General features: G+C 72.2%; 25 protein-coding genes and 2 pseudogenes. 9 read left to right on the top strand and 18 right to left on the bottom strand.

The window, feature by feature from the left end:
- Positions 1 to 41: 41 nt before the first annotated feature.
- The 4 genes and pseudogenes from ACIQBL_RS18120 to ACIQBL_RS18105 all read right to left on the bottom strand — a co-directional run.
- Positions 42 to 281: pseudogene (locus ACIQBL_RS18120) on the bottom strand (GntR family transcriptional regulator); the annotation flags it as partial.
- 174 nt (positions 282 to 455) lie between these two features.
- Positions 456 to 1,622 carry a serine hydrolase domain-containing protein gene (locus tag ACIQBL_RS18115; RefSeq protein ID WP_401942666.1) on the bottom strand — a complete coding sequence of 389 codons (1,167 nt, stop codon included), beginning with the start codon at positions 1,620 to 1,622 and terminating at the stop codon, positions 456 to 458.
- Positions 1,623 to 1,721: 99 nt separating this feature from the next.
- Positions 1,722 to 2,126, bottom strand: coding sequence for a nuclear transport factor 2 family protein (locus ACIQBL_RS18110; RefSeq protein WP_401942663.1), 405 nt, complete (start codon positions 2,124 to 2,126; stop codon positions 1,722 to 1,724).
- 18 nt (positions 2,127 to 2,144) lie between these two features.
- Positions 2,145 to 3,113 (bottom strand): acetylxylan esterase, encoded by a 969-nt coding sequence (locus ACIQBL_RS18105; protein WP_401942661.1) that lies wholly within the window; start codon positions 3,111 to 3,113, stop codon positions 2,145 to 2,147.
- A 103-nt stretch (positions 3,114 to 3,216) separates the two neighbouring features.
- Here ACIQBL_RS18105 and ACIQBL_RS18100 point away from each other — a divergent pair, with 103 nt between their 5' ends.
- The gene (locus ACIQBL_RS18100; protein ID WP_401942658.1) at positions 3,217 to 4,575 is read left to right on the top strand and encodes an 8-oxoguanine deaminase; all 1,359 of its coding nucleotides are present in this window, start codon (positions 3,217 to 3,219) and stop codon (positions 4,573 to 4,575) included.
- A gap of 195 nt (positions 4,576 to 4,770) precedes the next feature.
- On the opposite strand, the gene ACIQBL_RS18095 is transcribed toward ACIQBL_RS18100, so the two are convergent.
- The 3 genes from ACIQBL_RS18095 to ACIQBL_RS18085 form a co-directional block, all read right to left on the bottom strand.
- Positions 4,771 to 5,442, bottom strand: a complete 672-nt coding sequence (locus ACIQBL_RS18095) for a hypothetical protein (RefSeq protein ID WP_401942655.1) — start codon at positions 5,440 to 5,442, stop codon at positions 4,771 to 4,773.
- 103 nt (positions 5,443 to 5,545) lie between these two features.
- Positions 5,546 to 6,301, bottom strand: coding sequence for a ferredoxin reductase (locus ACIQBL_RS18090; RefSeq protein ID WP_401942652.1), 756 nt, complete (start codon positions 6,299 to 6,301; stop codon positions 5,546 to 5,548).
- A complete protein-coding gene (locus ACIQBL_RS18085) occupies positions 6,294 to 6,899 on the bottom strand; it encodes a sulfite oxidase-like oxidoreductase (protein WP_401942650.1) in 606 nt (201 codons plus the stop codon). Before ACIQBL_RS18085 ends, ACIQBL_RS18090 begins: the two co-directional genes overlap by 8 nt.
- A gap of 282 nt (positions 6,900 to 7,181) precedes the next feature.
- Here ACIQBL_RS18085 and ACIQBL_RS18080 point away from each other — a divergent pair, with 282 nt between their 5' ends.
- Positions 7,182 to 8,108: an NADP-dependent oxidoreductase gene (locus ACIQBL_RS18080; protein ID WP_401942648.1), complete on the top strand. Its 927-nt coding sequence runs from the start codon at positions 7,182 to 7,184 to the stop codon at positions 8,106 to 8,108.
- Positions 8,105 to 8,827 carry a GNAT family N-acetyltransferase gene (locus ACIQBL_RS18075; protein ID WP_401942646.1) on the top strand — a complete coding sequence of 241 codons (723 nt, stop codon included), beginning with the start codon at positions 8,105 to 8,107 and terminating at the stop codon, positions 8,825 to 8,827. Before ACIQBL_RS18080 ends, ACIQBL_RS18075 begins: the two co-directional genes overlap by 4 nt.
- 11 nt (positions 8,828 to 8,838) lie before the next feature.
- On the opposite strand, the gene ACIQBL_RS18070 is transcribed toward ACIQBL_RS18075, so the two are convergent.
- Positions 8,839 to 9,243: a MarR family winged helix-turn-helix transcriptional regulator gene (locus tag ACIQBL_RS18070; protein WP_401944017.1), complete on the bottom strand. Its 405-nt coding sequence runs from the start codon at positions 9,241 to 9,243 to the stop codon at positions 8,839 to 8,841.
- 285 nt (positions 9,244 to 9,528) lie between these two features.
- Here ACIQBL_RS18070 and ACIQBL_RS18065 point away from each other — a divergent pair, with 285 nt between their 5' ends.
- The gene (locus tag ACIQBL_RS18065; RefSeq protein WP_401942643.1) at positions 9,529 to 10,323 is read left to right on the top strand and encodes a putative protein N(5)-glutamine methyltransferase; all 795 of its coding nucleotides are present in this window, start codon (positions 9,529 to 9,531) and stop codon (positions 10,321 to 10,323) included.
- Here the strand turns inward: ACIQBL_RS18065 and ACIQBL_RS18060 are convergent.
- Positions 10,313 to 11,050: a hypothetical protein gene (locus ACIQBL_RS18060; protein ID WP_401942641.1), complete on the bottom strand. Its 738-nt coding sequence runs from the start codon at positions 11,048 to 11,050 to the stop codon at positions 10,313 to 10,315. The genes ACIQBL_RS18065 and ACIQBL_RS18060 overlap by 11 nt on opposite strands.
- A gap of 196 nt (positions 11,051 to 11,246) precedes the next feature.
- Here ACIQBL_RS18060 and ACIQBL_RS18055 point away from each other — a divergent pair, with 196 nt between their 5' ends.
- Together ACIQBL_RS18055 and ACIQBL_RS18050 are read left to right on the top strand one after the other, a co-directional pair.
- Entirely contained in the window at positions 11,247 to 13,262 is a 2,016-nt protein-coding gene (locus tag ACIQBL_RS18055; RefSeq protein WP_401942639.1) for an FAD-dependent oxidoreductase, read from the top strand.
- A gap of 22 nt (positions 13,263 to 13,284) precedes the next feature.
- Complete coding sequence (locus tag ACIQBL_RS18050) at positions 13,285 to 13,821, top strand: PadR family transcriptional regulator (RefSeq protein WP_401942636.1); 537 nt, start codon at positions 13,285 to 13,287, stop codon at positions 13,819 to 13,821.
- Positions 13,822 to 13,910: 89 nt separating this feature from the next.
- Here the strand turns inward: ACIQBL_RS18050 and ACIQBL_RS18045 are convergent, their stop codons facing one another.
- The 4 genes from ACIQBL_RS18045 to ACIQBL_RS18030 all read right to left on the bottom strand — a co-directional run bounded on the left by ACIQBL_RS18045 (position 13,911) and on the right by ACIQBL_RS18030 (position 16,165).
- Positions 13,911 to 14,450 (bottom strand): hypothetical protein, encoded by a 540-nt coding sequence (locus tag ACIQBL_RS18045; RefSeq protein ID WP_401942633.1) that lies wholly within the window; start codon positions 14,448 to 14,450, stop codon positions 13,911 to 13,913.
- A 186-nt stretch (positions 14,451 to 14,636) separates the two neighbouring features.
- On the bottom strand, positions 14,637 to 14,813 hold the full coding sequence (locus ACIQBL_RS18040) for a hypothetical protein (protein ID WP_401942631.1): 177 nt from the start codon (positions 14,811 to 14,813) through the stop codon (positions 14,637 to 14,639).
- A gap of 115 nt (positions 14,814 to 14,928) precedes the next feature.
- Complete coding sequence (locus tag ACIQBL_RS18035; protein WP_401942628.1) at positions 14,929 to 15,054, bottom strand: hypothetical protein; 126 nt, start codon at positions 15,052 to 15,054, stop codon at positions 14,929 to 14,931.
- 115 nt (positions 15,055 to 15,169) lie between these two features.
- The gene (locus ACIQBL_RS18030) at positions 15,170 to 16,165 is read right to left on the bottom strand and encodes a fibronectin type III domain-containing protein (RefSeq protein ID WP_401942626.1); all 996 of its coding nucleotides are present in this window, start codon (positions 16,163 to 16,165) and stop codon (positions 15,170 to 15,172) included.
- Between the two features lie 541 nt (positions 16,166 to 16,706).
- Here ACIQBL_RS18030 and ACIQBL_RS18025 point away from each other — a divergent pair.
- Positions 16,707 to 17,450 (top strand): glycoside hydrolase family 75 protein, encoded by a 744-nt coding sequence (locus ACIQBL_RS18025; RefSeq protein ID WP_401942623.1) that lies wholly within the window; start codon positions 16,707 to 16,709, stop codon positions 17,448 to 17,450.
- Between the two features lie 34 nt (positions 17,451 to 17,484).
- Here ACIQBL_RS18025 and ACIQBL_RS18020 read toward each other — a convergent pair whose 3' ends face one another.
- On the bottom strand, positions 17,485 to 18,246 hold the full coding sequence (locus ACIQBL_RS18020) for an SDR family NAD(P)-dependent oxidoreductase (protein WP_401942620.1): 762 nt from the start codon (positions 18,244 to 18,246) through the stop codon (positions 17,485 to 17,487).
- Positions 18,247 to 18,389: 143 nt separating this feature from the next.
- On the opposite strand from ACIQBL_RS18020, the gene ACIQBL_RS18015 reads away from it, so the two are divergent.
- Entirely contained in the window at positions 18,390 to 19,028 is a 639-nt protein-coding gene (locus ACIQBL_RS18015) for a TetR/AcrR family transcriptional regulator (RefSeq protein WP_401942617.1), read from the top strand.
- Between the two features lie 358 nt (positions 19,029 to 19,386).
- Here the strand turns inward: ACIQBL_RS18015 and ACIQBL_RS18010 are convergent, their stop codons facing one another.
- The 4 genes from ACIQBL_RS18010 to ACIQBL_RS17995 form a co-directional block, all read right to left on the bottom strand.
- Positions 19,387 to 19,806, bottom strand: coding sequence for a PTS-dependent dihydroxyacetone kinase phosphotransferase subunit DhaM (locus ACIQBL_RS18010; protein ID WP_401942615.1), 420 nt, complete (start codon positions 19,804 to 19,806; stop codon positions 19,387 to 19,389).
- Positions 19,799 to 20,407: a dihydroxyacetone kinase subunit DhaL gene (gene dhaL, locus ACIQBL_RS18005; protein ID WP_401942612.1), complete on the bottom strand. Its 609-nt coding sequence runs from the start codon at positions 20,405 to 20,407 to the stop codon at positions 19,799 to 19,801. The genes ACIQBL_RS18010 and dhaL overlap by 8 nt, the downstream gene beginning before the upstream one ends.
- Before the next feature lie 46 nt (positions 20,408 to 20,453).
- On the bottom strand, positions 20,454 to 21,446 hold the full coding sequence (dhaK, locus tag ACIQBL_RS18000) for a dihydroxyacetone kinase subunit DhaK (protein WP_401942609.1): 993 nt from the start codon (positions 21,444 to 21,446) through the stop codon (positions 20,454 to 20,456).
- Between the two features lie 252 nt (positions 21,447 to 21,698).
- Positions 21,699 to 22,769 (bottom strand): hypothetical protein, encoded by a 1,071-nt coding sequence (locus ACIQBL_RS17995; protein ID WP_401942606.1) that lies wholly within the window; start codon positions 22,767 to 22,769, stop codon positions 21,699 to 21,701.
- A gap of 424 nt (positions 22,770 to 23,193) precedes the next feature.
- Between ACIQBL_RS17995 and ACIQBL_RS17990 the strand changes: the two are divergent.
- Positions 23,194 to 24,802: pseudogene (locus ACIQBL_RS17990) on the top strand (acyl-CoA carboxylase subunit beta).
- Positions 24,803 to 24,857: the final 55 nt, after the last annotated feature.

The following is a 24,857-nucleotide window of genomic DNA, read 5'->3' as shown; positions in this document are numbered from 1 at the left end:
TTCGGCATCCGGCCCGCCGCGCGCCGTCGTCCGGCCCGGGTTCAGCCCGCCGAGGGCACCGTGAACTCGTAGATCAGGGCGTCCTGTTGAGCCTCCACGACCAGGTCGGTGATCTCCAGTGGGCGCGCGTACTGGTCGTGGACGCGCCGGGTCACCCGGACCGAGGGCGCGTTCGCGACCTGCGTGATGGCGTCCCGGTGGTGCAGGGTCAGACCGGCCCGGCGCATCCAGTCGTAGGCGCGCCGGAGTTGGGCGGAGGCGGAGCCGTCCGCGCGGTAGCGGATGGGGTGGTGCGGGCCATGCCGCGCCTCCTGTTGGTGACAAGACCGAGGGCGGAACCGGTGACGAAACGTAGCCGTGCGGGCTCGTCGCGCGACCAGATCTGGCATTGGTCTAAACCGCCAGGGAAGGGCGGCAGGGCAGTCAGGCCGAAATCGGCCCGTGGTGATCACCCGTCACAGTGCGCCGTACAGGGCGTCGATGAGCGCCATCTTCCGTGGGTCGTCGGCGATATGGGGCCCCATCCGGTTCATCACATAGCCCAGCGACACACCCGCGTCCGGGTCGGCCAGACCGCAGGAGCCGCCGAAGCCGTCGTGTCCGAAAGCCCTCGGGTCGGGACCGTACGATCCGTTCGCGCCGCTGAGCCACAGGCCGAGAGCGACCTCCGTCTCGTGCGCGAAGCCCGCGCCGAGTACGAGGTCCCGGCAGCTGCCCTGCCCCTCGCGCACCCGCTCGGCCGCCTCGGGGGAGAGGAACCGGTGGCCGTCGTAGGACCCGCGTCCGGCGAACACGCCGTAGAGCGCGGCGATCGCGCGAGCCGTGCCGTGGCCGTTCGCGGCCGGGATCTCCGCGGCGCGCCACTCCGGGGTGTTGGCCTCGGCCGCGCCCGCGATCGGGTTGGTCAGCGCGGCGATGGCCGCCGGCGCCAACTGGCTGAAGATCGCGGCCTGTTCACTGGTCGACGCGGCGGGCGGATGCACCAACTCGGCTGCCCGGTCGGCCTCCTTCTCCGGCAGCCCGACGGTGAAGTCGATGCCGAGCGGGCCGGTGACCTCCCGCTCCAGGAACGCCCCCGGGAGCAACCCCGAGACCCGGCGCACGACTTCGCCGACCAGGAAGCCGTAGGTGAGCGCGTGGTACCCGGACCGCGTCCCCGGCTCCCACCACGGCTCCATCGCCGCGAGCCGCCGGGTGGTCAACTCCCAGTCGTAGAGCTGCGCGAGGGAGTGCGGCTCGCGCAGACCGGCCAGCCCGGCGCGGTGCGACAGCAGGTGTCGTACGAGAACGTTCTCCTTGCCGGCGGCGGCGAACTCCGGCCAGTACGCGGCCACCGGGGCGTCGAGGTCGAGCAGGCCCCGGTCGGCGAGGATGTGGGCGCACAGGGCCACGGGGCCCTTCGTGGTGGACCAGACATTGACCAGCGTGTCCCGTTCCCAGGGGCGGGTCCGGGCCGCGTCGGCCCAGCCGCCCCACAGGTCGACCACGGTCTCGCCGTCCACCGTGACGGTCACCGCGGCGCCCAGCTCGTCGCGGTCCCGGAAGTTCTCCTCGAACGCCGTGCGCACCGCCGTGAAGCGGGGGTCGCAGTGGCCGTCGATGGCTGGCTGGTGCTCGGACATGGTGCCTCCGTGGTCCGCCGTGGGTCCGGGACGCGACGCTGCGACCCGGACCCTCCTGAACATACCGACTGGTCGGACTGGGTGGAAGGTGTCGTATGTTCAATTGAGGAACAGCGTGCCCGAGGGCTCCCGGTGGCCCGGTTCCATGTGCCAGTAGTCGCGGGTCTCCACGGCCGGTCCGGCGCCGTCGAAGCGCGCGAAGACACAGCCGGCGAGTGTCATCGGTTCGCCGTCCTCGACCGACCGCACGCTGAACTCCGCGACGGCGACGCCTTGTTGGCCGACGACCGGCGCCGAGAACCGCACGTCGCTCACCCGCTCCGCCGCGAACGACCACCGCAGATACGCGGCCAACTCGGCCCGCCCCCGGTGCGGTTCGCGGAACGGCATCGAGCGGTGGACGCGGTCCTCGGCGTACAACTCCAGCAGCGCGTCCACATCGCGCTCGGCCCAGGCCCGCGCCCAGACGCGCACGAACCGCTCGGCGGCTTCACCGGTGGCCATGTCCATGAGGGGCGCCTCTCAGACGTACGCCCGCAGCCAGTCCAGCTTGACCGCCTCCTGGTAAGGGCCGCCGCCCTCATGGTCGTTGAAGTCGTACACCTCGATCTTCTTGTCCTCGTGCGCCCAGGCGTTGAACGCGGCGAACACCGTGGAGGGCGGGCAGGTCTGGTCCTCCAGGGCCGTCGAGAAGAGGGCGGGCGCGCGGCCCCGGGACGCGAAGTGGACGCCGTCGAAGTACGAGAGCGTGCGCAGGGCGTCCTCGGTGCGACCGCGGTGGGTCTTGAGGTAGCTGCCGATCTCGCGGTACGGGTGGCGGTCCGTGAGGGTCGCGGCGCGCGGGTAGTCGCACAGGAACGGCACGTCCGGCGCGATCCCGGCCAGGTCGCCGACCAGCCCGCCCACGGCGAGGGTGATGCCGCCGCCCTGGCTCGCGCCGACCGCCACCGTGCGCGCGGGATCGACCAGCGGGTGCGAACGGGCCGCCTCGACGGCCCGCACGCCGTCCGTGAACACCCGGCGGTAGTAGTAGTTCTCGGGGGCGTCGATGCCCCGGGTCATGAAGCCGGGGTACGCGGGCGCGCCGCCCACCGGGTCCGGGGTGCCACCGCCGCCGCCCCACGCGCTGCCCTGACCGCGTGTGTCCATCATGAAGTGCGCGCGGCCCGTCGACGCCCACAGCAGGTTCTCGTGCGGGAGACCCCGCCCGCCGCCGTAACCGACGAACTCCACGACCAGTGGCAGCGGTTGGGCCGCGTCGGCAGGCAGCCGCAGCCAGCCCTTCACCGAGTGACCGCCGAATCCTGCGAACGTCACGTCGTAGACCCGCACCGTGGACAGTCCCGTGTCGACCGGTTCGAAGCGGGCGGCCAGATCGTGCTCGCGGGTCTCCTGGAGGGTCTTGGACCAGAAGGCGTCGAAGTCCTCGGGCTCGGTGGACGCGCTGCGGTACTCGCGGAGTTCGTCGAGCGGAAGGTCGAACAGGGCCATCGGTGACCGCCTTTGCGACGTGTGAGTGCGGATGATCACACCGTACGTGTGACATCGGAGCACTCGCCAGGCTCGTGCGGCACCTCGCGCCTACCATGTCGGCATGTCGTCTGCCGTGGATCTGCTGGTCAAGGACGCCGAACTGCTCGTCGTGGACGGCGGGCGGGAGATCCCGGGCGGCTGGGTCGCCGTCACGGGTGGTCGGGTCACCGCCGTCGGCGCGGGAGGGGCCGAGCCCGAGGCGCGGAGGACCCTCTCCGCAGCCGGGCGGCTCGTCACCCCCGGCCTGATCAACACACATCACCACATCTACCAGAACCTCACCCGCTCCTACGCCCCCGCCGTCAACGGCACCCTCTTCGACTGGCTGACCACGCTCTACCCGCTGTGGGCGAGCCTCGACGAGGAGGCCGCGTACGTGTCCGCGTACGTCGGTATGGCGGAACTCCTCATGGGTGGCTGCACCACATCCTCCGACCACCTCTATGTGCATCCACGCCCCTACCTGGTCGACGCCGAGATCCGTGCCGCCCGCGACATCGGCTTCCGCTTCCACGCGACGCGCGGTTCGATGACCCGCTCCGTCGAGGACGGGGGGCTGCCGCCGAGGAGCGTCACCCAGAGCACCGACGAGGTGCTCGCCGACAGCGAGCGGCTGATCAAGGCCCACCACGACCCGGAACCGGGCGCGCTGATCCGGGTGGCGCTCGCACCCTGCTCGCCGTTCTCGGTCACCAAGGACGTGATGACGGCGACCGCGGAACTCGCCGAGCGGTACGACGTACGGCTGCACACCCACCTCGCCGAGGACCGCGACGAGGACACCTACTGCCTGGAGACCTACGGCTGCCGGCCCGTCGAGTACTTCGAGGACACCGGCTGGATGAGCGACCGCACCTGGGTCGCGCACTGCATTTACCCCAACGACGACGAACTGCGCCGGCTCGCCGCCGCGGGCGTCGGCGTGGCGCACTGCCCCAGCTCCAACATGCTCATCGGGGGCGGCACGGCCCGGGTGAAGGAGATGCGCGAACTCGGCCTGCCCGTCGGCATCGGCTGCGACGGCTCCGCCTCCACCGACCACGCCTCGCTCTGGATGGAGACCCGGGGCGCGTTGCTGCTCGGCCGTTACCGGGGAGGCCCCGGTGCGATGACCGCGCGGGACGCCCTCGACATCGCGACCCGGGGCTCGGCCCGCTGCCTGGGCCGTGCCGACGAACTGGGCCACCTGCGCCCGGGCGCGTGTGCCGACCTGGTCGTCTGGGACCTGCACGAGGTCGCGCTGGCCGGGGCGCTCAGCGATCCCGTCGAGGCGTGGCTGCGGTGCGGGCCCGCGCGGGCGTGGACGACGGTCGTCGGCGGGCGGGTCCTTGTCGAGCGTGGCGAGCCGGTGCTGGCGGCGTTGGGGGATGTGCTGCGGGACCATGGGCGGATTGCCCGGCGGATGCAGCGAGGGGTGTGACGGCCAGGGGGGCTGTGCGGCGTTCGCGGTGGGGGTGTGACGGGGGAGGGTCGGTTATGGGACGTGCCCGGTGGCGGATGCAGGTGTCCGGTACCGGGTGCGCCAGGGTATGGGGCGCTCAACTCCCTTGTGCGGGCCGGGCATGGGGGCATCCGGGTGCGACGATGAGTTCCGGCGCCGGTCGTGGCTCCCGCGTCACGCCCGCCGCCGGGTCCACTCCGGTTCCGTCAGTGCCCAGTCCCGTTCCCACTCGGCCAACCGGTGGCGCAGCGCCACCCGCCGGGTCACCGCGGACGCGAGGAGGGCTAGGCCGACCACGCCGCCCGCGACCCACACGCCGACCGTCAACGTGTGCTGCCAGACGGCCACTTCACCCGCCGGAGGGGGCACGGTGTGCCCCTTCGCGTCGAGCCAGACGTCCACCACGTCACCCCGTGCCGTACCCGCCGGGACCGCGGCCGTGGCCGTACGCGGCCCGTCGCCCGGCTGCGTCCAGCGCACCGTCACCCACACGGAGCGCCGACGGGCGTCCTCCACCGCGGGGAGTCCGGCGGGCGGGTTTCCGACGACCTGGGCGTGGACGCGATGGCGGTCGGCGCGCTGGGTCGCGGTGATCGTGCGGGCCTGGGCGTGGGCCCACAGGCCCGCGGCGGCGCCGGCCAGGGGTGCGCCGACGAACAGGAGGACGGTGACGGCCAGTGCCGTCCACATCTCCACGACGTCCGACCGGCGCCGCAGCGGGTTGTGCCGGCGTCGACTCCGTGCCCGGGTCCGCATACCGACCTCCTCGCCGTCACCGGAGCCGAGGAACCGGAAGACCGGAAGCCCCGGGTGGGGCCGGTCCGCCACTGTCTCGGCGCCGCGCACGCATGCGAGCGTCCACACAGAAGTCGTACCCCCTCCGAGGTACTTCCCTCAACCGGAACCCGGGGGATTCACCACCGGTCCCGGTCGCGACCCCGCACGAACCTCAGCCGAAGCGCTCGATGCGGATGCGGTCCACCGGCTGGCCGGCCTCCACCAGCAGCCGTGAGGCATGCTCGGCGAACCCGTTGGAGCCGCACACATAGGCCTCCCACCCACCCGCAGGCTGCTCGGCCAGGAGCGGCGCCACATGTGCGGCGGCCATGCGGCCCACCGGCACACCCGCCGGCGCGCCGCGCGTGAACACGGCCGTGGTCTCCGCGCCGTACTCCCGCGCGTAGATCAACTCCTCGGGGCTGCGCGCCGACACCACCAGCCGCAGCGGTACGGACAGCCGCCGCGCCCGGTGCTGCCGGATCATCGACATCAGCGGTACGACCCCGGAGCCGGCGCCCAGCAGCAGCGCGGGCCGGTCGCCGGGCCAGGCGAAGAAGCCGCTCAGCGGGCCGCGCACCTCGACCTCGTCACCGGGCTCGGCCACCGTGTGGAACCAGCCGGACACCTCACCGCCCTCGACATGGTCCAGGGTCAGCTCCACATGGCCGGCGTCGTCCGGGTGCGAGGCGATCGAATAGTGGCGCTGCGCCACATAGCCGTCCTCGGCCCGCAGCCGCAGCATCAGGTGCTGGCCCGCCAGATGTCCGGCCCAGCCGGGCACGGCGAAGCGGAACGTCGCGGCGTGCGGGGTCTCCCGGCGGATCTCGGTGAGCGTGGCGGTCTGCCACACGGCGGCGGCCCGGTTGCTCACGGCGATGCGTCCCGGCACCGCGAACCTGGTGGTGGGCGCGAAGGTCTCAGTCACCGGAGTACCGCTGTTCCTCCCAGGGGTTGCCCCGGGCGTGATAGCCGTTCTGCTCCCAGAAGCCCGGCTCGTCGTGGTCGAGGAGACGCAGGCCCGCGATCCACTTGGCGCTCTTCCAGAAGTACAGGTGCGGCACCAGCAGCCGCGCGGGGCCGCCGTGCTCGGCGGGCAGCGGCCTGCCGTCGTACTCCCACGCGATCCAGGCACGTCCGTCGGTCAGGTCGGCGAGCGGGAGGTTCGTGGTGTACCCGGTGTGCGAATAGGCGACCACATGTGTGGCGGACACATGGGGTCGGACCACATTGAAGAACGCGTCCAGTGATACGCCCCCGAACCGCACCCCGAACTTCGACCAACTCGTCACACAGTGGATGTCACCCTCGTAGGCCGATGTCGGCAGTTCGTGGGCCTGCGTCCAGTTCCAGGTGCGCGGCTCGGCCACCAGTCCGTCGACGCGGAAGGTCCAGTCGGCCGGTGCCAGGTCGGGGGTGACCTCGGCGGACAGGACGGGCCAGTCGTCGCCCGCGTCGTACTGGCCGGGCGGCAGTCCGGCGTCGGGGACACGGGGGCGTCCGGTGAAGCCTCGGGTGACGTGCATACGGGTGGAGCCTCCAGGCCGCTGCGGCGCGGGTCCGCCGGGCGAGCGTGATCAGTGGTTTCTGGTTCCAACGGTACGCGTCCACGAGGTATGCCCAGGTCCGAGGGTGACCGCCGATCATTGCGGCCGTATGAACTCTGCGCGCCCGGGGGAATAGCCGCCCGGTGGCCGACCTTGGTCTTCAGTGCGGCTTGACTGCGGACAGCCCGTGGTAGTGCTGGTGTGGTGATCACCGGATCACCACCGGTGATCCGGTGACTGCGAAGGAGAGTGAGGGACCAGATGCCGAAGGCGTACGTCTTCACGCGCTGCGGGGGACCCGAGACCGAGGCGCTCGTCGAGGTGGACCGGCCAGGCCCCGGCCCCGGTGAAGTCCTCGTCGCGGTGCGCGCCGCCGGGGTGAACCCCGTCGACTGGAAGCAGCGCAACGGCTACCGACGGGCCGGCGAGACCGACTCGCGCCCCTTCCCCAGGGTCTTCGGCAACGAGGTCTCCGGGGTCGTGGAGGAGATCGGCGCAGGAGTGGACGGACTCGCCGTCGGCGACGAGGTGTTCGGCAGCGCCGTGGCCGGCGGATACGCCGAGTACGCCCTGCTGCACGCCGCGGTCACCGCGCACAAGCCCGCCGAGCTGTCCTTCCTCGACGCGGCCACCCTGCCCGTCGCCGCCGCGACCGCGTACGACGGCGTCCGCCAGCTCGGCCTGCCGTCCGGCGCGACCGTGCTGGTCACCGGCGCGGGCGGCGGGGTCGGCTCCGCGGCCCTGCAGATCGCCCGCGCCCTCGGACTGCGCGCCGTGGGCGTGGCGAGCGAGGGCAAGAAGGACTTCGTGGAGTCGCTGGGCGCGGTCCACGTCCCCTCCGGACCGGACCTGGCCGCACGGGTACGGGCCGCCGCCCCGGACGGCATCGACGGCGTCTACGACCTGGTCGGCGGCGAAGTCCTCACCGAGGTCGCCACCCTCCTCACCGACCGCGCCGAACTCGTCACCGCCGGAGCCCCCGCCCCCCTGGTCGAGAAACTCGGCGGCGCCCGAGTCGAGCGCGCCCGCACCGCCGCCGTCCTCGACGAGGTCGCGCGGCTCGTGGTGAGCGGCCGACTGGACCCGCACGTGACCCAGACCTTCCCGCTCGACAAGGCCGGTGACGCCCTGCGCACCGTCGAGGACGGCCACGCCCGCGGCAAGATCGTGATCGAGGTCGCCACATGAGCGCCGTGGACGAGCACGTTCTCGACAACCCGGCCCGCGCCGCCCTCACCGGCCCGCACGCCCACTTCGCCGAGCGGCGCGGCCGTATCCTGCGCTACCCGGTCGACGTGACCCCGTGGCTGGCCCTGCCCGACGAGCCCGACGCCGACGACTGGGCGGACGTCGCCGCGCTCTCCGGACCGGGTGCCGAGATCCCGCTCCTCGGCTTCCGGGACCGGGTGCCGGACGACTGGGAGATCACCTTCCACATCGACGGCGTCCAGATGGTCGACGACGGGCTGGCCGCCGCACCTGACCCGGAGGCGGTCCGCCTCGGCCCGGCCGACGTCCCCGAGATGCTCGACCTGGTGGAAAGGACGCAGCCCGGCCCCTTCCTGCCCCGCACCGTCGAACTCGGCACCTACCTGGGCATCCGCCGAAACGGCGCCCTCGTCGCCATGGCCGGCGAGCGGCTCCACCCGCCCGGCTGGACCGAGATCAGCGCCGTCTGCACCGACCCCTCCGCCCGCGGCGAGGGCCTCGCCGGCCGTCTGGTCCTGGCCGTCGCCCACGGCATCCGCGAACGCGGCGAGACCCCGTTCCTGCACACCGGAGCCGGCAACACCAACGCGATACGGCTGTACGAGTCCCTGGGCTTCCGGCTGCGCCTCGACACCGCGTTCCTCGCGGCACGGGCCCCGGAGCACCTGACCCAGACACGGTCCGTCGGGGTGTCGTAGGACCGGACCCCTCAGCCCTCCTCGGCGGGGTCCCCGCCCGACCAGGCGTTGTAGCGCTCCAGATAGCCGGCGAAGCGGGTCAGGTCCTCCTCGGGCCAGTCCGCCAGCCGCTCCCGGAAGGCGGCCTGGCGGTTCTCCGTGACCTGGGCGAGGATCCGCCGGCCGGCGGCGGTGAGGTGCAGTACCTGGACGCGGTGGTCCTCGGGATCGAGGCGGCGCTCGATGAGGTCGGCGCGCTCCAGGGCGGCGACCTGGCGGCTGACCGTGGACTTGTCGAGGGCGTAGTGCGCGGCCAGGTCGGTGGCCCGGCAGCCGTCGCGCTCCTCCAGGTGCCCGAGCAGGGTGTACGACACCAGCGACAGCTCGGGGTGCAGGCGGCCCGCCGAGGCGCGGGCGCGGCGGGCGAAGGCCGTCATCTCGCGCTGGATGGTCTCCACGGCCTGGTCCGCCCGCACCGCAACCTCCCTCGTTGTCCTGGTTGCACAGTACAACTCAGGGAGGAGGCCGGCTCTTCGCGGGCCGTGGGGTTCGGGTACTGTGGCCCTTCGGTCGCGGACGTTCCCGGCCCTGAACTCCCTGGAGGTGAGACCCATTACCGCTGTGTCAGGCCGGGTGCTCTCACCTCAGGACAGCTCGGATCACCGGTAGTAGGTGACCGCGAGAGCACCCTTCGGCTACCTCCCGAAAGGCTCTCGGCTTTCATGCCCTCTCTTTCCCCCGCCTCCGTCGTCGCCGCGCTCCGTGCCGCGGGCTGTGTCTTCGCCGAGGACGAGGCGCGACTGATCCTCACCGCCGCCCGCACCCCGGATGAACTCGCCGCCATGGTGGACCGCCGGGTCGCGGGCCTGCCCCTCGAACACGTCGTCGGCTGGGCCGAGTTCCGCGGCCTGCGCGTCACCGTGGAACCCGGCGTCTTCGTGCCGCGCCGCCGTACCGAGTTCCTCGTCGAGCAGGCCCTCGCGCACGCCCCGGACGCGTCCGTCGTCGTGGACCTGTGCTGCGGTTCCGGCGCGGTCGGCGCGGCCCTGGCCGCCGCCCTCGACGGGGTCGAACTGCACGCCGCCGACATCGACCCCGCCGCCACCCGCTGCGCCCGCCGCAATGTCGCCGCCTTCGGCGGGCACGTGCACACGGGCGACCTGTTCGCCGCGCTGCCCGACGCGGTGCGCGGCCGTGTCGACATCCTCGCGGCCAATGTGCCCTACGTCCCCACCGGCGAGGTCGGTCTGCTGCCCGCGGAGGCCCGCGAGCACGAACCGCTGGTCGCCCTCGACGGCGGCACCGACGGCCTCGACATACTCCGCGCGGTCGCCGCCGGCGCGCCCGACTGGCTAGCCCCCGGCGGCTGCCTGTTCGTCGAGACGAGCGAACGTCAACTCCCGTCAGCGGTCGAGGAGTTCACGCGCGCCGGGCTGGAGACGCGGTCGGCCGCCTCCGAGGAGTCGTACGCGAACGTCGTGATCGGTGTCAGGACGGCGGCGCCGGTCAGGTCGTAGCGCCGCTGCCGGAGGGGCTGGGTGAGGCGTTCGGGCCGCGGTCGCCGTGCCGCCCCCAGGGGCCGTGGCCGCCGCCCGGGAACCCGCTCGGCCGGTCGCCCGGGTTCCTGCGGTCGAAGGTGCCGGTGAACGCCCGGTCGGCCGTCCGGGTGCCGTTGTCGGAGCGGGTGCCGATCAGGGAGGCCGTGTCGCCCTTCTTGAGGGCACCGGAACCCTTCGTCGTGGCGTCGGAGCCCACGGTCCAGGTCCACGAGGTCCCGTCGTCGCTCTTGACGGTGACCTGGTCGCCGGCCACCTTCGTGACCGTTCCGCGCTGCCAGATCCGTACGACCCACGTGCCGGTGGAGTCGTCCTTGACCGTCGCCTCGCCGTGCACGGCCTTGCCGCCGACCCCGAAGCCGAACCACATCCCGCCCCCGTGCCGGAAGCCGGGCCCGCCGGGCGAGGGCGATCCGGACGGCGTTCCCGCGGCGGCGGGCATTGCCTCGCCGCCCGAACGCCCCGACGTCGCCGCGTAGGCGACGGTTCCGCCGAGCGCCAGCACGGCCACGGTGGCCGCGGCGATCACCGCCCGGGCCCGCCGCGACCGCTGCCGCCACAGCCGGTCGAGACCGTGGTCGTGCTCCGTGCCGCCGGGTCCCGTGAGCACTTCCGTTCCGGGTGCGTGGTCGGGCATCGGCGGTATCGCGGCGTTGTCGCCGGCTTCGTGTTCAGGATCGTGCGTCACGGCTCGCTCCCTGGGCCCCGCGCCCGGCATCCCGCCGGCACGCCTGCCTGTGATTCTCCGTGGCGGCCGATAAAGAACCGGTAATGGCTCCCTGTGAATCCCGGGCCCGCGCTCTCATCGGCGATTGTGCAACTAGTTGCACAAACACGTCCCCGTCCTCTACAACAGAGGCACGACACCGCGCACGGAGGGCCCCATGAGCCGTTACCCGCACTTGCTGAACCCGCTCGACCTGGGCTTCACCACGCTGCCCAACCGTGTCCTCATGGGCTCGATGCACGTGGGCCTGGAGGAGGCCGAGCGCGGTTTCGCGCGCATGGCGGAGTTCTACGCGGCACGCGCGCGGGGCGGAGTCGGCCTGATCGTCACCGGCGGCATCGCGCCCAACGAGGCCGGCCGGCCCCACGAGAGCGGCGCCAAGCTGACCACCGACGCCGAGGCCGCGCAGCACACCGAGATCACCGCCGCCGTACACCGCGAGGGCGGCAGGATCGCGATGCAGATCCTGCACTTCGGCCGCTACGCCTACCACCGGGACCTCGTCGCGCCGAGCGCCGTCCAGGCGCCGATCAGCCCCTTCCCGCCCCGCGCGCTCACCGACGCCGAGGTCGAGCAGACCGTCGAGGACTACGCCCGCGCGGCCCGCCTCGCCCGGCAGGCCGGCTACGACGGTGTCGAGATCATGGGTTCCGAGGGTTACCTCATCAACGAGTTCGTCGCCGCGCAGACCAACCACCGCGACGACCGCTGGGGCGGCTCCTACGAGAACCGCATGCGCTTCCCCGTCGAGATCGTGCGCCGGGTGCGCGAGGCGGTCGGCGAGGACTTCATCATCGTCTACCGGCTGTCGATGCTCGACCTCGTGCCGGGCGGCTCCACGCTCGACGAAGTCATCATGCTGGCCAAGGCGGTTGAGGCCGCCGGGGCGACCATCATCAACACCGGCATCGGCTGGCACGAGGCACGCATCCCGACCATCGCGACCTCGGTGCCGCGCGGGGCGTACACCTGGGTGACCAAGAAACTGATGGGCGCCGTCTCGATTCCGCTGGTCACCACCAACCGCATCAACACCCCTGAGCTGGCTGAGCAGTTGCTCGCCGACGGGTACGCCGACATGATCTCGATGGCCCGCCCGATGCTCGCCGACCCGGACTTCGTGGCCAAGGCCGCGGCCGGCCGCTCCGATGCCATCAACACCTGCATCGGCTGCAACCAGGCCTGCCTCGACCACACCTTCAGCGGCAGGATCACCTCCTGCCTGGTCAACCCCCGCGCGTGCCACGAGACCGAACTCGTCCTCGCCCCCACGGGGTTGCGCAAACGCGTCGCGGTGGTGGGTGCGGGTCCGGCAGGTATGGCCTGCGCGGTCTCGGCCGCCGAACGCGGCCACCAGGTCACGCTCTACGACGCCGCGAGCGAGATCGGCGGACAGCTCAACGTCGCCCGACAGGTCCCCGGCAAGCAGGAGTTCGACGAGACGCTGCGCTACTTCCGCACGCGGCTTCAAGAGCACGGCGTGGACGTACGCCTCAACACACCTGTGAACGCAGGTGACGTGGGCGACTACGACGAGGTGGTCGTCGCCACCGGCGTCACCCCGCGCACCCCCGACATCCCGGGCGTCGACCACCCCAGCGTCGTCGGCTACCTCGACGTCCTGCGCGACCGCGTCCCCGTCGGCGACCGCGTCGCGATCCTCGGCGCGGGCGGCATCGGCTTCGACGTCGCCGAGTTCCTCACGGACGGCGGCGACAAGGCGAGCGAGGACCCGGCGACGTACTTCCGCGCCTGGGGCGTCGACATGGACTACGCGGCCCCCGGCGGCCTCGCCGCACCCGAGCGGCCCGCCCCGCCGCGCAGCGTCCACCTCCTCCAGCGCAAGGCGACCAAGGTCGGCGCCGGCCTCGGCAAGACCACCGGCTGGATCCACCGCACCGAACTCAAGCACCGGGGCGTCACCATGGTCCCGGGCGTCCAGTACGACCTGATCGACGACGCCGGACTGCACGTCACCGTAGACGGCCGCTCCACCGTCCTGGAGGTCGACACGGTCGTCCTGTGCACCGGCCAGGACCCGCGCCGCGACCTGTACGACGAGTTGGCCGCCGCCGGACGCCGCGTGCACCTCATCGGCGGCGCCGACGTGGCCGCCGAACTCGACGCCAAGCGTGCCATCAAGCAGGGCACCGAGGTCGCGGCAGCCCTCTGAGGGCCGTCCCTAGGATGACCCCATGTCACTCCCGCACGCGATCCTCACCGCCCTACTGGAGAAGCCGTCCTCGGGTCTCGAACTGACCCGTCGCTTCGACCGGTCGATCGGTTACTTCTGGTCGGCGACGCACCAGCAGATCTATCGCGAGCTGGGAAAACTGGAGGCCGAGGGCCAGATCAGGGCCCTCGCGTCCGAGCAGCCGGCGCGCGGCCGGAAGAAGAGTTACGAGGTCCTGCCGGCAGGCCGCGCCGAACTGGCCCGCTGGACCGCGTCCTCCCAGGCCCCCAAGCCGCTGCGCGACACCATGCTGCTGCGGCTGCGCGCGGCGGCCGTGGTCGGCACGGACGGCATCGAAGCCGACCTGCGCCACCATCTCGCCCTGCACCAGCGGCAGTTGGCCGAGTACGAGGAGATCGAGAAGCGCGACTTCCCGCCCGGCCGGGACAGCCCCCAGGACCGGCTGCGGCATCTCGTGCTGCGTGCGGGCATCGACCTGGAGACCTTCTGGACGCAGTGGCTCACGCACGCGATCGAGGAGTTCGCCGAGTTGCCGTAGGGCATTCGCCGGGTGGCCGTGGGACATGGGGGAGGGGCCGCCGGTGGTCGGGCGGCCCCTCCTGGACGGGGACGGTCGGAGGCGGACGGTCAGAGGCGGTACGGCTTGGCGCGCCTGCGCAGGAACCAGGCCGTCGCGATGACGCCGACTCCCACCAGGCCGCCGCCCGCCGCCAGGGTGAGGGGGCCGTAGTCCTTGGTGGACCCGCCGAGACCACCCATGACGCCACGCGAGGGGGAGGCCGTGACGGTGGGGGTCGTGGTCGTGGACACGATCACGGACTGGGTGCCCGCGGGTGTGCTGGAGCTCTGGCACATGACGATGACGGTGTACGTGCCCGGAGTGACGTTGGTCCAGGCGGTGGACTGGCTGACGGTCGTGCCCGCCAGGGTCGCCTTGCGGCCCTCGGCGAAGCTCCCCTGGCTGCTGGTGAGCAGGGAACCGGTGCCCCAGACGCCGGTGGTCCGGTTCTGGGAGCACGCGCTGGTGGTGACCGAGACCGTGGACCCGGTCGTGCTCACGGAGATCCCCGAAGCCGCGCCGGCGGATCCGGCGGTCAGGGCGAGCGGAAGAGCGACGGCGGCTGTCACGGTCAGGCCGGAGCGGAGTAGTAGCTGAGAAGTGCGCATGGGACTGCCCTCCGGCGGCACGGTTGGCGGAACATCCCTTGCGCCGCCGGGATAGGGAAACGGCCGTGCTGCCTCCAAGGAAGCCAACGCGCCCCCGGCCCGTCCCGCATGCGGACGGCGACCGGGCAGGTGACGGATTCCTTCGTCCGGCTCAGGGCTGAGACACCGTCAGGGTCGCGGACGCACTCACCAGGTGGGCGCCGCCCGGAGCAGCCGCTCCCGTACGAGCGTGACGTGCGGGTTGTCCGACGCGCCGGGGCGCCGGGTGGGATACGAGGTGCTGATCGGCGGGTCCTCGGGCACCGGCAGCGGCGCCGGCGCCCCGGACGCCGGCTCGTCCAGGCACAGACAGCGGGGGAGCACGGTGATCCCGGCACCGTCCAGGCCGCCGCCGGCACCCCGCGCGGATCGGGCACCGTGATCGCGGCCCGCCCGCCGAGCCGGGTACCGAAGACGTGCCGCCAGTGGCGGCGGGCGATCACCAGGTCGAAACGGCCGCCCGCGGCCCGCCGAGCAAGTCGTCCGTCAGCCCCGGGCCGACCAGCAGCCGTACGCCTTCCTCGGTCAGCGGTGCCAGGGCGGGCAGCACCCGGGTGCACAGCACGGCGCACGGCGAGAAACGTCCGCAGGAGGGAGAGGCCCAGTGGCGTAGTGGGTGTGGCGGGCCCCGGCGATCCATGGGAACTCCCATGGCTCATGAGATTCATCCTAGGCAACGGCTATGGCTCGGCGGCGCCCGTCGTCACCGTCCGCTCCGCCGAGAAACCGCCCCACGTACCGTCCGGCAACCGCGCCCTGAGCCGCACCCGGTGGCTGACCCCGGCCTTCCCGCCCGCGTAGAAGCTGTACGTCGCCCGGTCGCGGGGCGCGGTCCCGCCCCAGACCAGCGAGGTGGCCGGCTGTCCGTCGAGGTGGATCTGGTACTCCGTGACCACGCCGTCCGTGCGCGGCGGCACCCAGGACAGGTCGATGTAGTACGCCCCGCCGTCGCCCCGGTGCGTGGCCGCGCGGAAGTCCGTGGGGGCGTTGCCCCGCCCGTCGTCACTGCCCGGCGCGGTGGTCAGCGGGACGGCCCTGCTCGCCGGCGAGAGGTTGTCGGCGGCGTCACGGGCCCGCACGGTGAAGGAGTAGCGCGTACCGGGCCGCAGCCCCGTGACCACGGTCGCCGTCTGGGCCCCGCCCACACTGTGGATCTTGGCCTCGCCCTGATAGATGTCGTACGACACCACACCCCGGTCGTCCGTCGAGGCTCCCCAGGACAACTGGACCGCGCGGCTGCCGATGGCCCTGCCCTGTGGTGCGCGCGGACGGGTGGGTGCCGAGTGGTCGGCCGCGACGGCGACCGGCGTCCGCGCGCGGACCTCCCGGCTGAGCGGTCCCAGGCGGCCGTCGGTGTCCCGGGCCCGCACGGTGAAGACGTACACGGTGGCGGGCCGGAGCCTGGTGACATCCACCATGTGCTCGGAACCCGGTACTTCCTTCACTTTCGTGGTGCCCCGATATATCTCGTAGGTGCCGATGCCCGGGTTCGCCGTCACCGCGTCCCACATGACGTGCACGCTGGTCGCGCTTCCCGCCGCTGCCGTGACTCCGGCCGGGGCGCCGGGGGCGAGGCCGTCGTCCGCTTCGCCGGTGCCGCAGGAGGCGAGCGGCAGGAGTACGGCGCACACCAGGGCGGTGCGGGGGAGGGCGCGGGAGGCACGGACGCGTCGCACGTTGCTGCCTCCCCGGCACTACGTGGGCACCACACTCGCAGAAAAGGTCCGGACCAATATGGCCCGGGTGGTGCGACCACATCAAGAGGGCGCCGTTGCCGACCGGCCGGGAGGGTTACGTATGCTGGTGTTCTCACGGCTGAACTCGCCCCTGGTAGTGGGTAGTTCATGCCGGTGGCGCGGACCGCTGTCGTCGCTGATCCCGCGCCGGCGCGGGCGGCCGGGCGGCCGGAGCCGACACGGGCTCGGGCCCCCGGTCCCCGTCGGGAGTGACGCGGGTTCACGGGCGCGGCATCCGTCCGGAGTGACATGGGCTCGGAGTCGTGGCCTCTCCCGGGAATTCCACGGTTCAGTGGCTCGGGTTCCCGTCACGGGTGACGGGGGCTCGGCGTCCCTCGCCGGTGACACGGGTTCAGGGCATCGGCTCCCGCCGGGAGTTCCGGGTGTGCACCGTCCGGCCCCCTATCAGTGGCCGCGTGAGCGGACCGGTACCAGGGTGGGCTGAGTGTCCGTCAGATCCCCCAGGAGAGGGTCCCCTATCGTGCGTGTCCAGACGCTGACGCTGGCCGCGGCCGGCGCCGCCCTGCTCGCCCCGACCACGCTTCCCGCCGCACCCGTGGCCTTCGCCCGGCCTCAGGCGGGACCGGTGGCGCTGCGCGAGGGCGACGTCGCCGCCGCCGACCTGCTGGCCAAGGTGCGTGACTGCGCCCCCGTCTCGCACGGCCGGTACCGCAGCGACGACGGGGAGCCCGCGACGATCCCGGTCTGCGGCACGAAGGAGGCCGTCTTCTGGAAGGCCGACATGGACATCGACTGCGACGGTCAGGCCGGCGCCCGCTGCAACGGGCGCACCGACCCGCTCTTCTCGTCCATGACGGCGTACCAGCAGTCCGACGGCCGCTATCTGAACGCCGAGCAGCTCCCCTACATCGTGGTCCCCGCCGCGAGCGCCCTCTGGAACCACCGGGACCACCGCATCGGCGGCGGTTCGGTCGCCGCCGTGATCTACGGGGACCGGGTGCAGTACGCCGTCGTAGGAGACGTCGGGCCGCACGACATCATCGGCGAGGCGTCGTACGCGACGGCCAAAGGTCTCGGTATCCGTGCCGATCCGCGGGGCGGTGGAACGGACACCGGAGTCACCTACATCGTGTTCAAGGACGCGCGGGTGAAGCCGATCGAGGACCACGCGGCGGCCGTGGAGACGGGGCAGCGGTTGGCGCGGCTGTTCGTGCGGGGCGCGGACGCGGGCGTGGGCGGCGCGGGCGAGCGGCCGGGGCCGTAGGGCGCGGCCCGTCGAGCCCTACGGCAGGGGATCGTCAGACCGCCGACCAGCCGTCGTCGACGGGCAGGATCGCGCCGTTGATGTTGCTCGCCGCGTCCGAGGCGAGGAACAGGATCGCGGCGGCCTGCTCCTCGGGCTGGGCCAGGCGGCCCACGTTGACGAAGTGCGGGCCGAGCGCCGCAGGACCGAGGGCGGCCCCGTCGGCGTCCACGCTGATGCCGGTCGCCGTGCCGCCCGGGGCGACGGCGTTCGCGCGGATGCCCTGCTTGCGGTACATCACGGCGAGGGACTTGGTCAGGCCCACGATCCCGTGCTTGGACGCCGTGTACGCGGCACCCGCCGCGCTGCCGCGGAAGCCCGCCTCGGAGGCGGTGTTCACGATCACGCCCTTGCCCGCCGCCAGCATGTGCGGCAGCACGGCCCGGGTGAGCAGGAAGGGCGCGGTCAGATTGACCCGGATGACCCGCTCCCACTCCGCGTCGTCCACGTCCGCCAGTGCCGACATGCGGTCCATGATCCCCGCGTTGTTCACCAGCACGTCCACCCCGCCGAACCGCTCCACGGCGGTCGCGGTCACCTCGTCGACGACCGCCTGCTCGCTCAGGTCGCCCGTGACGGCGACGGCGGTGCCGCCCGCCTGCGCGATCTCCTTGACGACCGCCTCGGCGCCGTCGGCGTTGAGGTCGGCCACCACGACCTTGGCGCCCTCGGCGGCGAAGGCCAGCGCGGCGGCACGCCCGATGCCCGAACCGGCTCCGGTGACGATGACGCCGCGTCCGTCGAATCCACTGGCCATGAGGTGCTCCTGTTCGTCGTGCGGGGGCTCCGCGCCCCGTTGTCCCCTCACCATACGACTTAATGTCGTCGAGTGACATAAAGTGGCGGCGGGGTCATGGTGCACAATCCCGGGAGGTCACGACCGCAGCCGGAGGGGAACTGATGACCGCACCCAGCGGGCGCACGGGACGACCGCCTCTCACCGAGGCGCGCAAGGCCGAGATCCGGCTGGAGATTGCCCGGGCCGCGGTGCGGCTGTTCGTCACCCAGGGCGTGGCGGCGACCACCGGCGAGCAGATCGGCCAGACGGTCGGCGTCTCCGCACGCACCGTGTGGCGCTACTTCCCGAGCAAGGAGAGCTGCGTACGGCCGCTGTTCTCGGCCGGTATCGACGTGATCGCCGCCCGGCTGCGGGAGTGGCCTCCCGGCCGTCCCCTCGAAGAACTCTTCGACCCCGGCCTCGCGACCGGCCTCCTCGCCGTCACCGGCCCCGAGGGCGCCACCGGCAGCGCCCTGGTACGCCTCACCCGCACCGAACCGGGCCTGCGCGCCATCTGGCTCCAGACCTACGCCGAGGCGGAACCGGCGTTCGCCCGCGCCCTCGCCGACCGCGCCGGCCTGCCCGCAGGCGGCCTGCGCCCCACGATCCAGGCCGCGATGCTCAACGCGGCGCTGCGCGCGGCGGTCGAACGGTTCGCCTGGCGCGAGGTCGAGACGGACACGGACAGGGTGACGGGGGACGCCGAGGTGGCGGAGACGCTGCGTTCGGCGCTGGCGATCGCGGCGGAAGGGGTGTCGTAGGGGAGGGGTGGTGTCTCGGGGCGGGCGAGGGGCGGATCGCGGGTCGGGCGGGGACACGCGGGGCTGCTACGTGGGCCCATGTCGTCCGGTGTGACCCGCCGGGCGCGCTCCGACGGCGGGCCACACCGGGGTGCGGTTGGCCGGGTGTGCGCACCGGGTGCGGTCGGCCGGGTGGGCTCAGGGGGTCTGCTTCGCCGGTTGCGACCGGTCTACGGCGTCTGCCTGCGCTGTCCGCTCTCCGCCGGGTGGGCTCAGCGGGTCTGCTTCGCCGGTGGCGACCGGCCTACCGCGCCCGCCTGGACCGTCCGCTTTCCGCCACGCGCTCCGCGTCACACCGCCCGCCAGACCGGCGGGTGCCTCACACCTTCCGATAGCTGTACGCCTCCGCAGCCGCCGCCTCCACCGCGTCCAGGTCCGCTCCGGTCGACGCCGTGACGACCGCGGCCACCGCGCCCTCGACGAACGGGGCGTCCACCAGGCGGGTGCCGGCCGGGAGTTCGTCGCCCTCGGCGAGCAGGGCCTTCACGGTGAGGACGGCGCTGCCGAGATCGGTGAGGACGGCGACTCCGGCGCCGCGGTCGACGGACGCCGCGGCGGCGGCGATGAGTTCGGAACTGGTACCGAGCCCGCCGCCCTCGGTACCGCCGGCCGGCGCGAGCGGCACCGCCGCCCCGCCGCCCGCGAGGCCCCGCGCCAACTCGGCCACCGAGGCGGCGACTTCGGCGCTGTGCGACACCAGCACGATCCCCACGAGCTTGTCGACACTGACGTCACTCACCGGTGGCCTCCGCGGTTTCCTGGAGGGCGGCGATCAGCAGCGACGACGAGGTGGCCCCGGGGTCCTGGTGCCCGATGCTCCGCTCTCCGAGATAGCTCGCCCGGCCCTTGCGGGCCTGCAGGGGCGTGGTGGCCACGGCACCTTCCTCGGCGGCGGCCCGTGCCGCCGCGAAGCCGTCCGGGAGCGCGTCGACCGCCGGGACCAGAGCGTCGATCATGGTCTTGTCGCCGGGTACGGCACCGCCGAGGGTCATGACCGCGTCGACTCCGGTGCGCAGCGCTTCGGTGAAATCCTCCTCGCTCACCTCGGCGGCGTCCCCGAGCGCCTTGCCGGTACGGCGCAGCAGCGTGCCGTAGAGCGGACCCGACGCGCCGCCGACCGTCGAGATGAGCGTCCGTCCGGCGAGGGTGAGGACGGCGCCCGGGGTGTCCGGCGCCTCCTTCTCCAGGATGGCCGAAACGGCGGTGAACCCGCGTTGCAGGTTCGCGCCGTGGTCGGCGTCGCCGATGGGTGAGTCGAGGTCGGTGAGTCGTCCCGCCTCGCGGGCGACGGAGGCGGCGGTCGCCGTCATCCAACGGCGGAAGAAGTCGGCGTCGAGCACTGGATCTCCTTGCGTGGTGGGTGAGTTGGCCGGACGTGCCGCCGTGTCACATGCCCCAGCGCAGTCCCGGCGTCCGCACCGGCGCGTCCCACAGCCGCAGCAACTCCTCGTCGATCTGGCACAGGGTGACCGAGGCACCCGCCATGTCGAGGGACGTGACGTAGTTGCCGACCAGTGTGCGGGCGACGGCGACCCCGCGCTCGGTGAGCACCCGGTGCACCTCGGCGTTGAAGCCGTACAGCTCCAGGAGCGGGGTGGCGCCCATGCCGTTCACCAGGACCAGGACCGGGTCGCTCGGGGTCATGTCCTCCAGGATCGCGTGGACGGCGAAGTCGGCGATCTCGCCGGAGGTCATCATCGCCCGCCGCTCCCGGCCGGGCTCGCCGTGGATACCGACGCCCAACTCCAGCTCGCCCGGCGGCAGATCGAAGGTCGGGCTGCCCTTGGCCGGGGTGGTGCAGGCGCTGAGCGCGACGCCGAAGCTGCGCGAGTTCTCGTTGACCTGCCGGGCGAGGGCCGCCACCCGGTCCAGCGGCTGTCCCTCCGCAGCGGCGGCACCGGCGATCTTCTCCACGAAGAGCGTCGCACCCGTGCCGCGCCGCCCCGCGGTGTAGAGGCTGTCGGTGACGGCCACGTCGTCGTTGACCAGCACCTTGGCGGTCTGGATGCCCTCGTCCTCGGCCAGCTCGGCCGCCATGTCGAAGTTGAGCACGTCCCCCGTGTAGTTCTTCACGATGAACAGCACCCCGGCCCCGCTGTCCACGGCAGCCGCCGCCCGCACCATCTGATCGGGCACCGGCGACGTGAACACCTCACCGGGACAGGCCGCCGACAGCATCCCCGGTCCCACGAACCCGCCGTGCAACGGCTCGTGCCCGGACCCCCCACCGGAAATCAGCGCCACCTGCCCGGCCACGGGGGCGTCCCGCCGTACGATCACCCGGTTCTCGACGTCCACGGTCAACTCGGGGTGGGCGGCCGCCATGCCTCGCAGCGCATCCGTGACGACGGTCTCCGCGACGTTGATCAACATCTTCATGGGTACCTCCTGGTGAGACTACTAGGTGGGCACCTGACCTGTGTCTTTGCTGGTCAGAGCAGGTTTCGTCGGTTGTCGATCCTGGCGGTCGTCGGCGGTCCGAAGCGGGCTCCGGCGGTGGGAGTGCCCTTGTGGAAAGTATCGACCTTGCAGCGGTGAAGGTCACGGGCTCGGACGCTTGACGGGCTGCGAGAGAGGTGGTGCGTGGCGACTCGGTGCCACTTCGCCGACGAAGCACGAAGGTCGTCAGAACTAGGGGACGGGGATGAAAGTCCAGCTCATCTGGGCCTGGGTGAGGCCGGTGCTCCAGGAGGTGACCGCGGCGGGCTGCACGGGCGCGGCGGTGTAGCCGTTGAGGTTGAGGTCGTAGTTGCCGGAAGGGCGGAACGCCGTGTAGCCGAGGTCGGTGGTTGTCGGGTTCCACCACTCGTAGGTCTGGAGCGGGTTGGTGTAGAACGGCTGCAGATTGACGGGGGTGGGGTCGTTCAGCGGGCCGCTGCTGTTGATGTCGAGAACCTTGCCGGTGGCGGGGTTGTACAGGTAGGTCACGTTCGACGGGGCTCCGTCCGGCCTGCCCTGCTGCCACATGCAGTACGGGTTGAGGGTCGAACTGAGCAGTTGCAGCTGCACGTTGCTGTCATCCGTGTCGGCGCACAGGGCCATGTCGGGGCGGGGAGAGCCGGCGATCGGCCGTGCGGACTGGTCCACCAGCAGCCCGCGCCACCCGACGGTGAACGGTGCGGGGGTATATGTGGCCGTGGGTGCCGTCGCGACCGGGTCCATCATGGTGAACTGCCAGCTCATGGACCGCCGATCCTGGTCCCACGTGGTGAGCATGAGACCTTTGCCCCCGGTGGAGTCGTAGCCGCTCATGTTGATGTTGAGATCGAGGTTGGTGGTCGGGCGTATCGCCACGCCGCCGTTGCCGGTCTGGCTGCTGAAGTTGAACTGCTGCAGGTTGACCGCGGACGCACCGGAGAGCTGTGGTTTGAGAGTGAAGCCGACGCCGCTGCCGGGGTTGCCGAGCAGGGTGAGGTATTCATCGAGGCCGGTGTTGTACAGGTAGTAGTTGTCTCCCACCGGTTTCAGCAACCACTGGCACTCGGCGCCCATGGTGGGGGTGGGGCGACGGACCAACACGAGGTGCTGACCGTTGGGGGAGCTGAACCCGCACAGCGACCCGCCGCCGGCGGTGAGGACGAGGGTGATCGAGACGGCGTGCGCGGACGCCGCGGCCACCACCACGGTGGCGGCGCTCAGGGCGGCTGCCACCAGGCAGCGCAGGACACGCCCGAGACGGCGGCGGGCAACTAACAGGGACACGTCGGACGCCTTTCGGAGGGGGAGATGGTGCGGTGACAACTCGCTCGGCCGCTGCCTGGGTACGAAGCGGCCCCTTGCCCATGGCCGCAGTGCCTTCGGGCGGTCACCGTCGTGGCGTCGCGCGGCACTGAGATGCTACGGACCCCGACAGGTTATGCGTGACAGGTCCACGTGGATACCGCCTTCGCCGGTGCTGTCCGGGTGCGGATCCAGGGGGAGTCGGGCGTTTCCCGGAAAGGTCGTGCCGCGCCGAGTGGTCGCAGACCCGCCGTCGGGACCGCGGCGGGACCGAGAGACCACGGTCCATTTGTAGTCCGCCGATGAACGCGGCCCCCCGGACCACTCAACAACCTCACATTGGCGGCGGAAAGGAGGACCGCACCGCGCGGAGCTGCCATGCTCGCAACCCCCGAAGGAGGTGGCTGTGACCTCGACCGCGGAAACCCTGGGATCGCCCGTGCCCGTCGCGCGTACAACCGCGGCACGTCTCGCGGACCTCGCCGTCCGACAGCGGCGGGCCCTGGCGGGCGGCTCCGCGTCGGCCGTCGCCCGGCAGGCCGCCCGCGGCCGGCTCACGGCCCGTGAACGCGTCGCCCAGTTGCTGGATCGGGGGTCCTTCGTCGAGACCGGTGCGTTGGTACGCGCCCGCACCGGCACCGATGACGCGGCGTACGGCGACGGGCGTGGTCACCGGCTCGGGCACCGTCGGCGGGCGCCAGGTGTGCCTCTTCGCGCAGGACGCCACCGTCCACGGCGGCAGCATGGGCGAGGCGTTCGGGGAGAAGGTCGTCAGCACGATGGACCTGGCCCTGAAGACCGGGTGCCCCATCATCGGCCTCAACGACTCCGGTGGTGCCCGCATCCAGGAAGGCGTCGTCTCGCTCGCCCTCTACGCGGAACTGGCCCGCCGCAACGTCGAGGCCTCGGGTGTCATCCCGCAGATCTCCGTGATCATGGGCCCGTGCGCGGGCGGCGCCGCCTACTCGCCCGCCATCACCGACTTCACCGTCATGGTCGACAAGACCTCGCACATGTTCGTCACCGGCCCGGACGTCATCGAGGCCGTGACCGGGGAGCGTACGACGGCCGAGGAGCTGGGCGGCGCCCGCGCCAGCAACTCCGGCAACGGCAACGCCCACTTCCTCGCCGAGGACGAGGACGACGCCCTGGACATCGTCCGCGTCCTGCTCGGCTACCTTCCGGCGAACAACCGTGACAGGCCGCCCGAGTACGCCTTCGCGCCGCGCACCCTCGACCCCACCCCCGACGACCTGCGCCTGGACGGTCTCATCCCGGACCGGCCCGAGACCGCGTACGACATGCGCGAGATCCTGCGCACGATCGTCGACGACGGTGAACTGCTTCAGGTGCACGAGCTGTTCGCACCCAACATCCTCTGCGCCCTGGCCCGGGTCGAGGGCCGTTCCGTCGGGGTCGTCGCCAACCAGCCCCTGCACAGTGCCGGCGCGCTCGACATCGACGCCTCCGAGAAGGCCGCGCGGTTCGTGCGGTTCTGCGACGCCTTCGGCATCCCGCTGCTGACCTTCGCCGACGTTCCCGGCTACCTCTCGGGCACGCAGCAGGAGCAGACCGGGATCATCCGGCGCGGCGCCAAGCTGCTGTACGCCTACGCCGAGGCCACCGTCCCCAAGGTCACCGTCGTGGTCCGCAAGGCCTACGGCGGCGGATACGCCGTCATGGGCTCCAAGCACCTGGGCGCCGACGTCAACCTCGCCTGGCCCACCGCCAGGATCGCCGTGATGGGCGCCGAGGGCGCGGTCACCGTCCTGCACCGCCGTGAACTCGCCGCGGCGGCCGCGGTCGGCGAGCAGGCCGCGACGGACCTGAGGGCGAAGCTCGTGGAGGAGTACGAGACCGCCTGGGCCACCCCTTACGCGGCTGCCGCACGCGGCTACATCGACGCGGTCATCGCGCCGAGCGCCACCCGGGCGCACATCACCCGGGCCCTGAACACGCTGCGCACCAAACGTGCCGCCGTCCCCGAGCGGCGGCACGGCAACATCCCGCTGTGAGTGAAGCGAAGCGGTAACCGCATCACCCCGGACGGGGACACCACCTGTGACGTGA

It is taken from the genome of Streptomyces sp. NPDC088350 (assembly GCF_044753545.1).
In the GTDB taxonomy this organism is placed as follows: Bacteria; Actinomycetota; Actinomycetes; order Streptomycetales; family Streptomycetaceae; genus Streptomyces.
The sequence above is the reverse complement of the archived record's forward strand: the minus strand, read 5'-3'. Positions and strand labels throughout refer to the sequence as shown.

Coding starts and splice junctions, on each gene's coding strand:
- ACIQBL_RS18020 (WP_401942620.1), bottom strand. CDS start 18,246: ATGGCCAGTGGATTCGACGGACGCGGCGTCATCGTCACCGGAGCCGGT.
- ACIQBL_RS18105 (WP_401942661.1), bottom strand. CDS start 3,113: ATGGCCCTGTTCGACCTTCCGCTCGACGAACTCCGCGAGTACCGCAGC.
- ACIQBL_RS18015 (WP_401942617.1), top strand. CDS start 18,390: ATGACCGCACCCAGCGGGCGCACGGGACGACCGCCTCTCACCGAGGCG.
- ACIQBL_RS18115 (WP_401942666.1), bottom strand. CDS start 1,622: ATGTCCGAGCACCAGCCAGCCATCGACGGCCACTGCGACCCCCGCTTC.
- ACIQBL_RS18100 (WP_401942658.1), top strand. CDS start 3,217: ATGTCGTCTGCCGTGGATCTGCTGGTCAAGGACGCCGAACTGCTCGTC.
- ACIQBL_RS18045 (WP_401942633.1), bottom strand. CDS start 14,450: ATGCGCACTTCTCAGCTACTACTCCGCTCCGGCCTGACCGTGACAGCC.
- ACIQBL_RS18085 (WP_401942650.1), bottom strand. CDS start 6,899: ATGCACGTCACCCGAGGCTTCACCGGACGCCCCCGTGTCCCCGACGCC.
- dhaK (WP_401942609.1), bottom strand. CDS start 21,446: ATGAAGATGTTGATCAACGTCGCGGAGACCGTCGTCACGGATGCGCTG.
- ACIQBL_RS18055 (WP_401942639.1), top strand. CDS start 11,247: ATGAGCCGTTACCCGCACTTGCTGAACCCGCTCGACCTGGGCTTCACC.
- ACIQBL_RS18050 (WP_401942636.1), top strand. CDS start 13,285: ATGTCACTCCCGCACGCGATCCTCACCGCCCTACTGGAGAAGCCGTCC.
- ACIQBL_RS18075 (WP_401942646.1), top strand. CDS start 8,105: ATGAGCGCCGTGGACGAGCACGTTCTCGACAACCCGGCCCGCGCCGCC.
- ACIQBL_RS18065 (WP_401942643.1), top strand. CDS start 9,529: ATGCCCTCTCTTTCCCCCGCCTCCGTCGTCGCCGCGCTCCGTGCCGCG.
- ACIQBL_RS18080 (WP_401942648.1), top strand. CDS start 7,182: ATGCCGAAGGCGTACGTCTTCACGCGCTGCGGGGGACCCGAGACCGAG.
- ACIQBL_RS18070 (WP_401944017.1), bottom strand. CDS start 9,243: ATGACGGCCTTCGCCCGCCGCGCCCGCGCCTCGGCGGGCCGCCTGCAC.
- ACIQBL_RS18110 (WP_401942663.1), bottom strand. CDS start 2,126: ATGGCCACCGGTGAAGCCGCCGAGCGGTTCGTGCGCGTCTGGGCGCGG.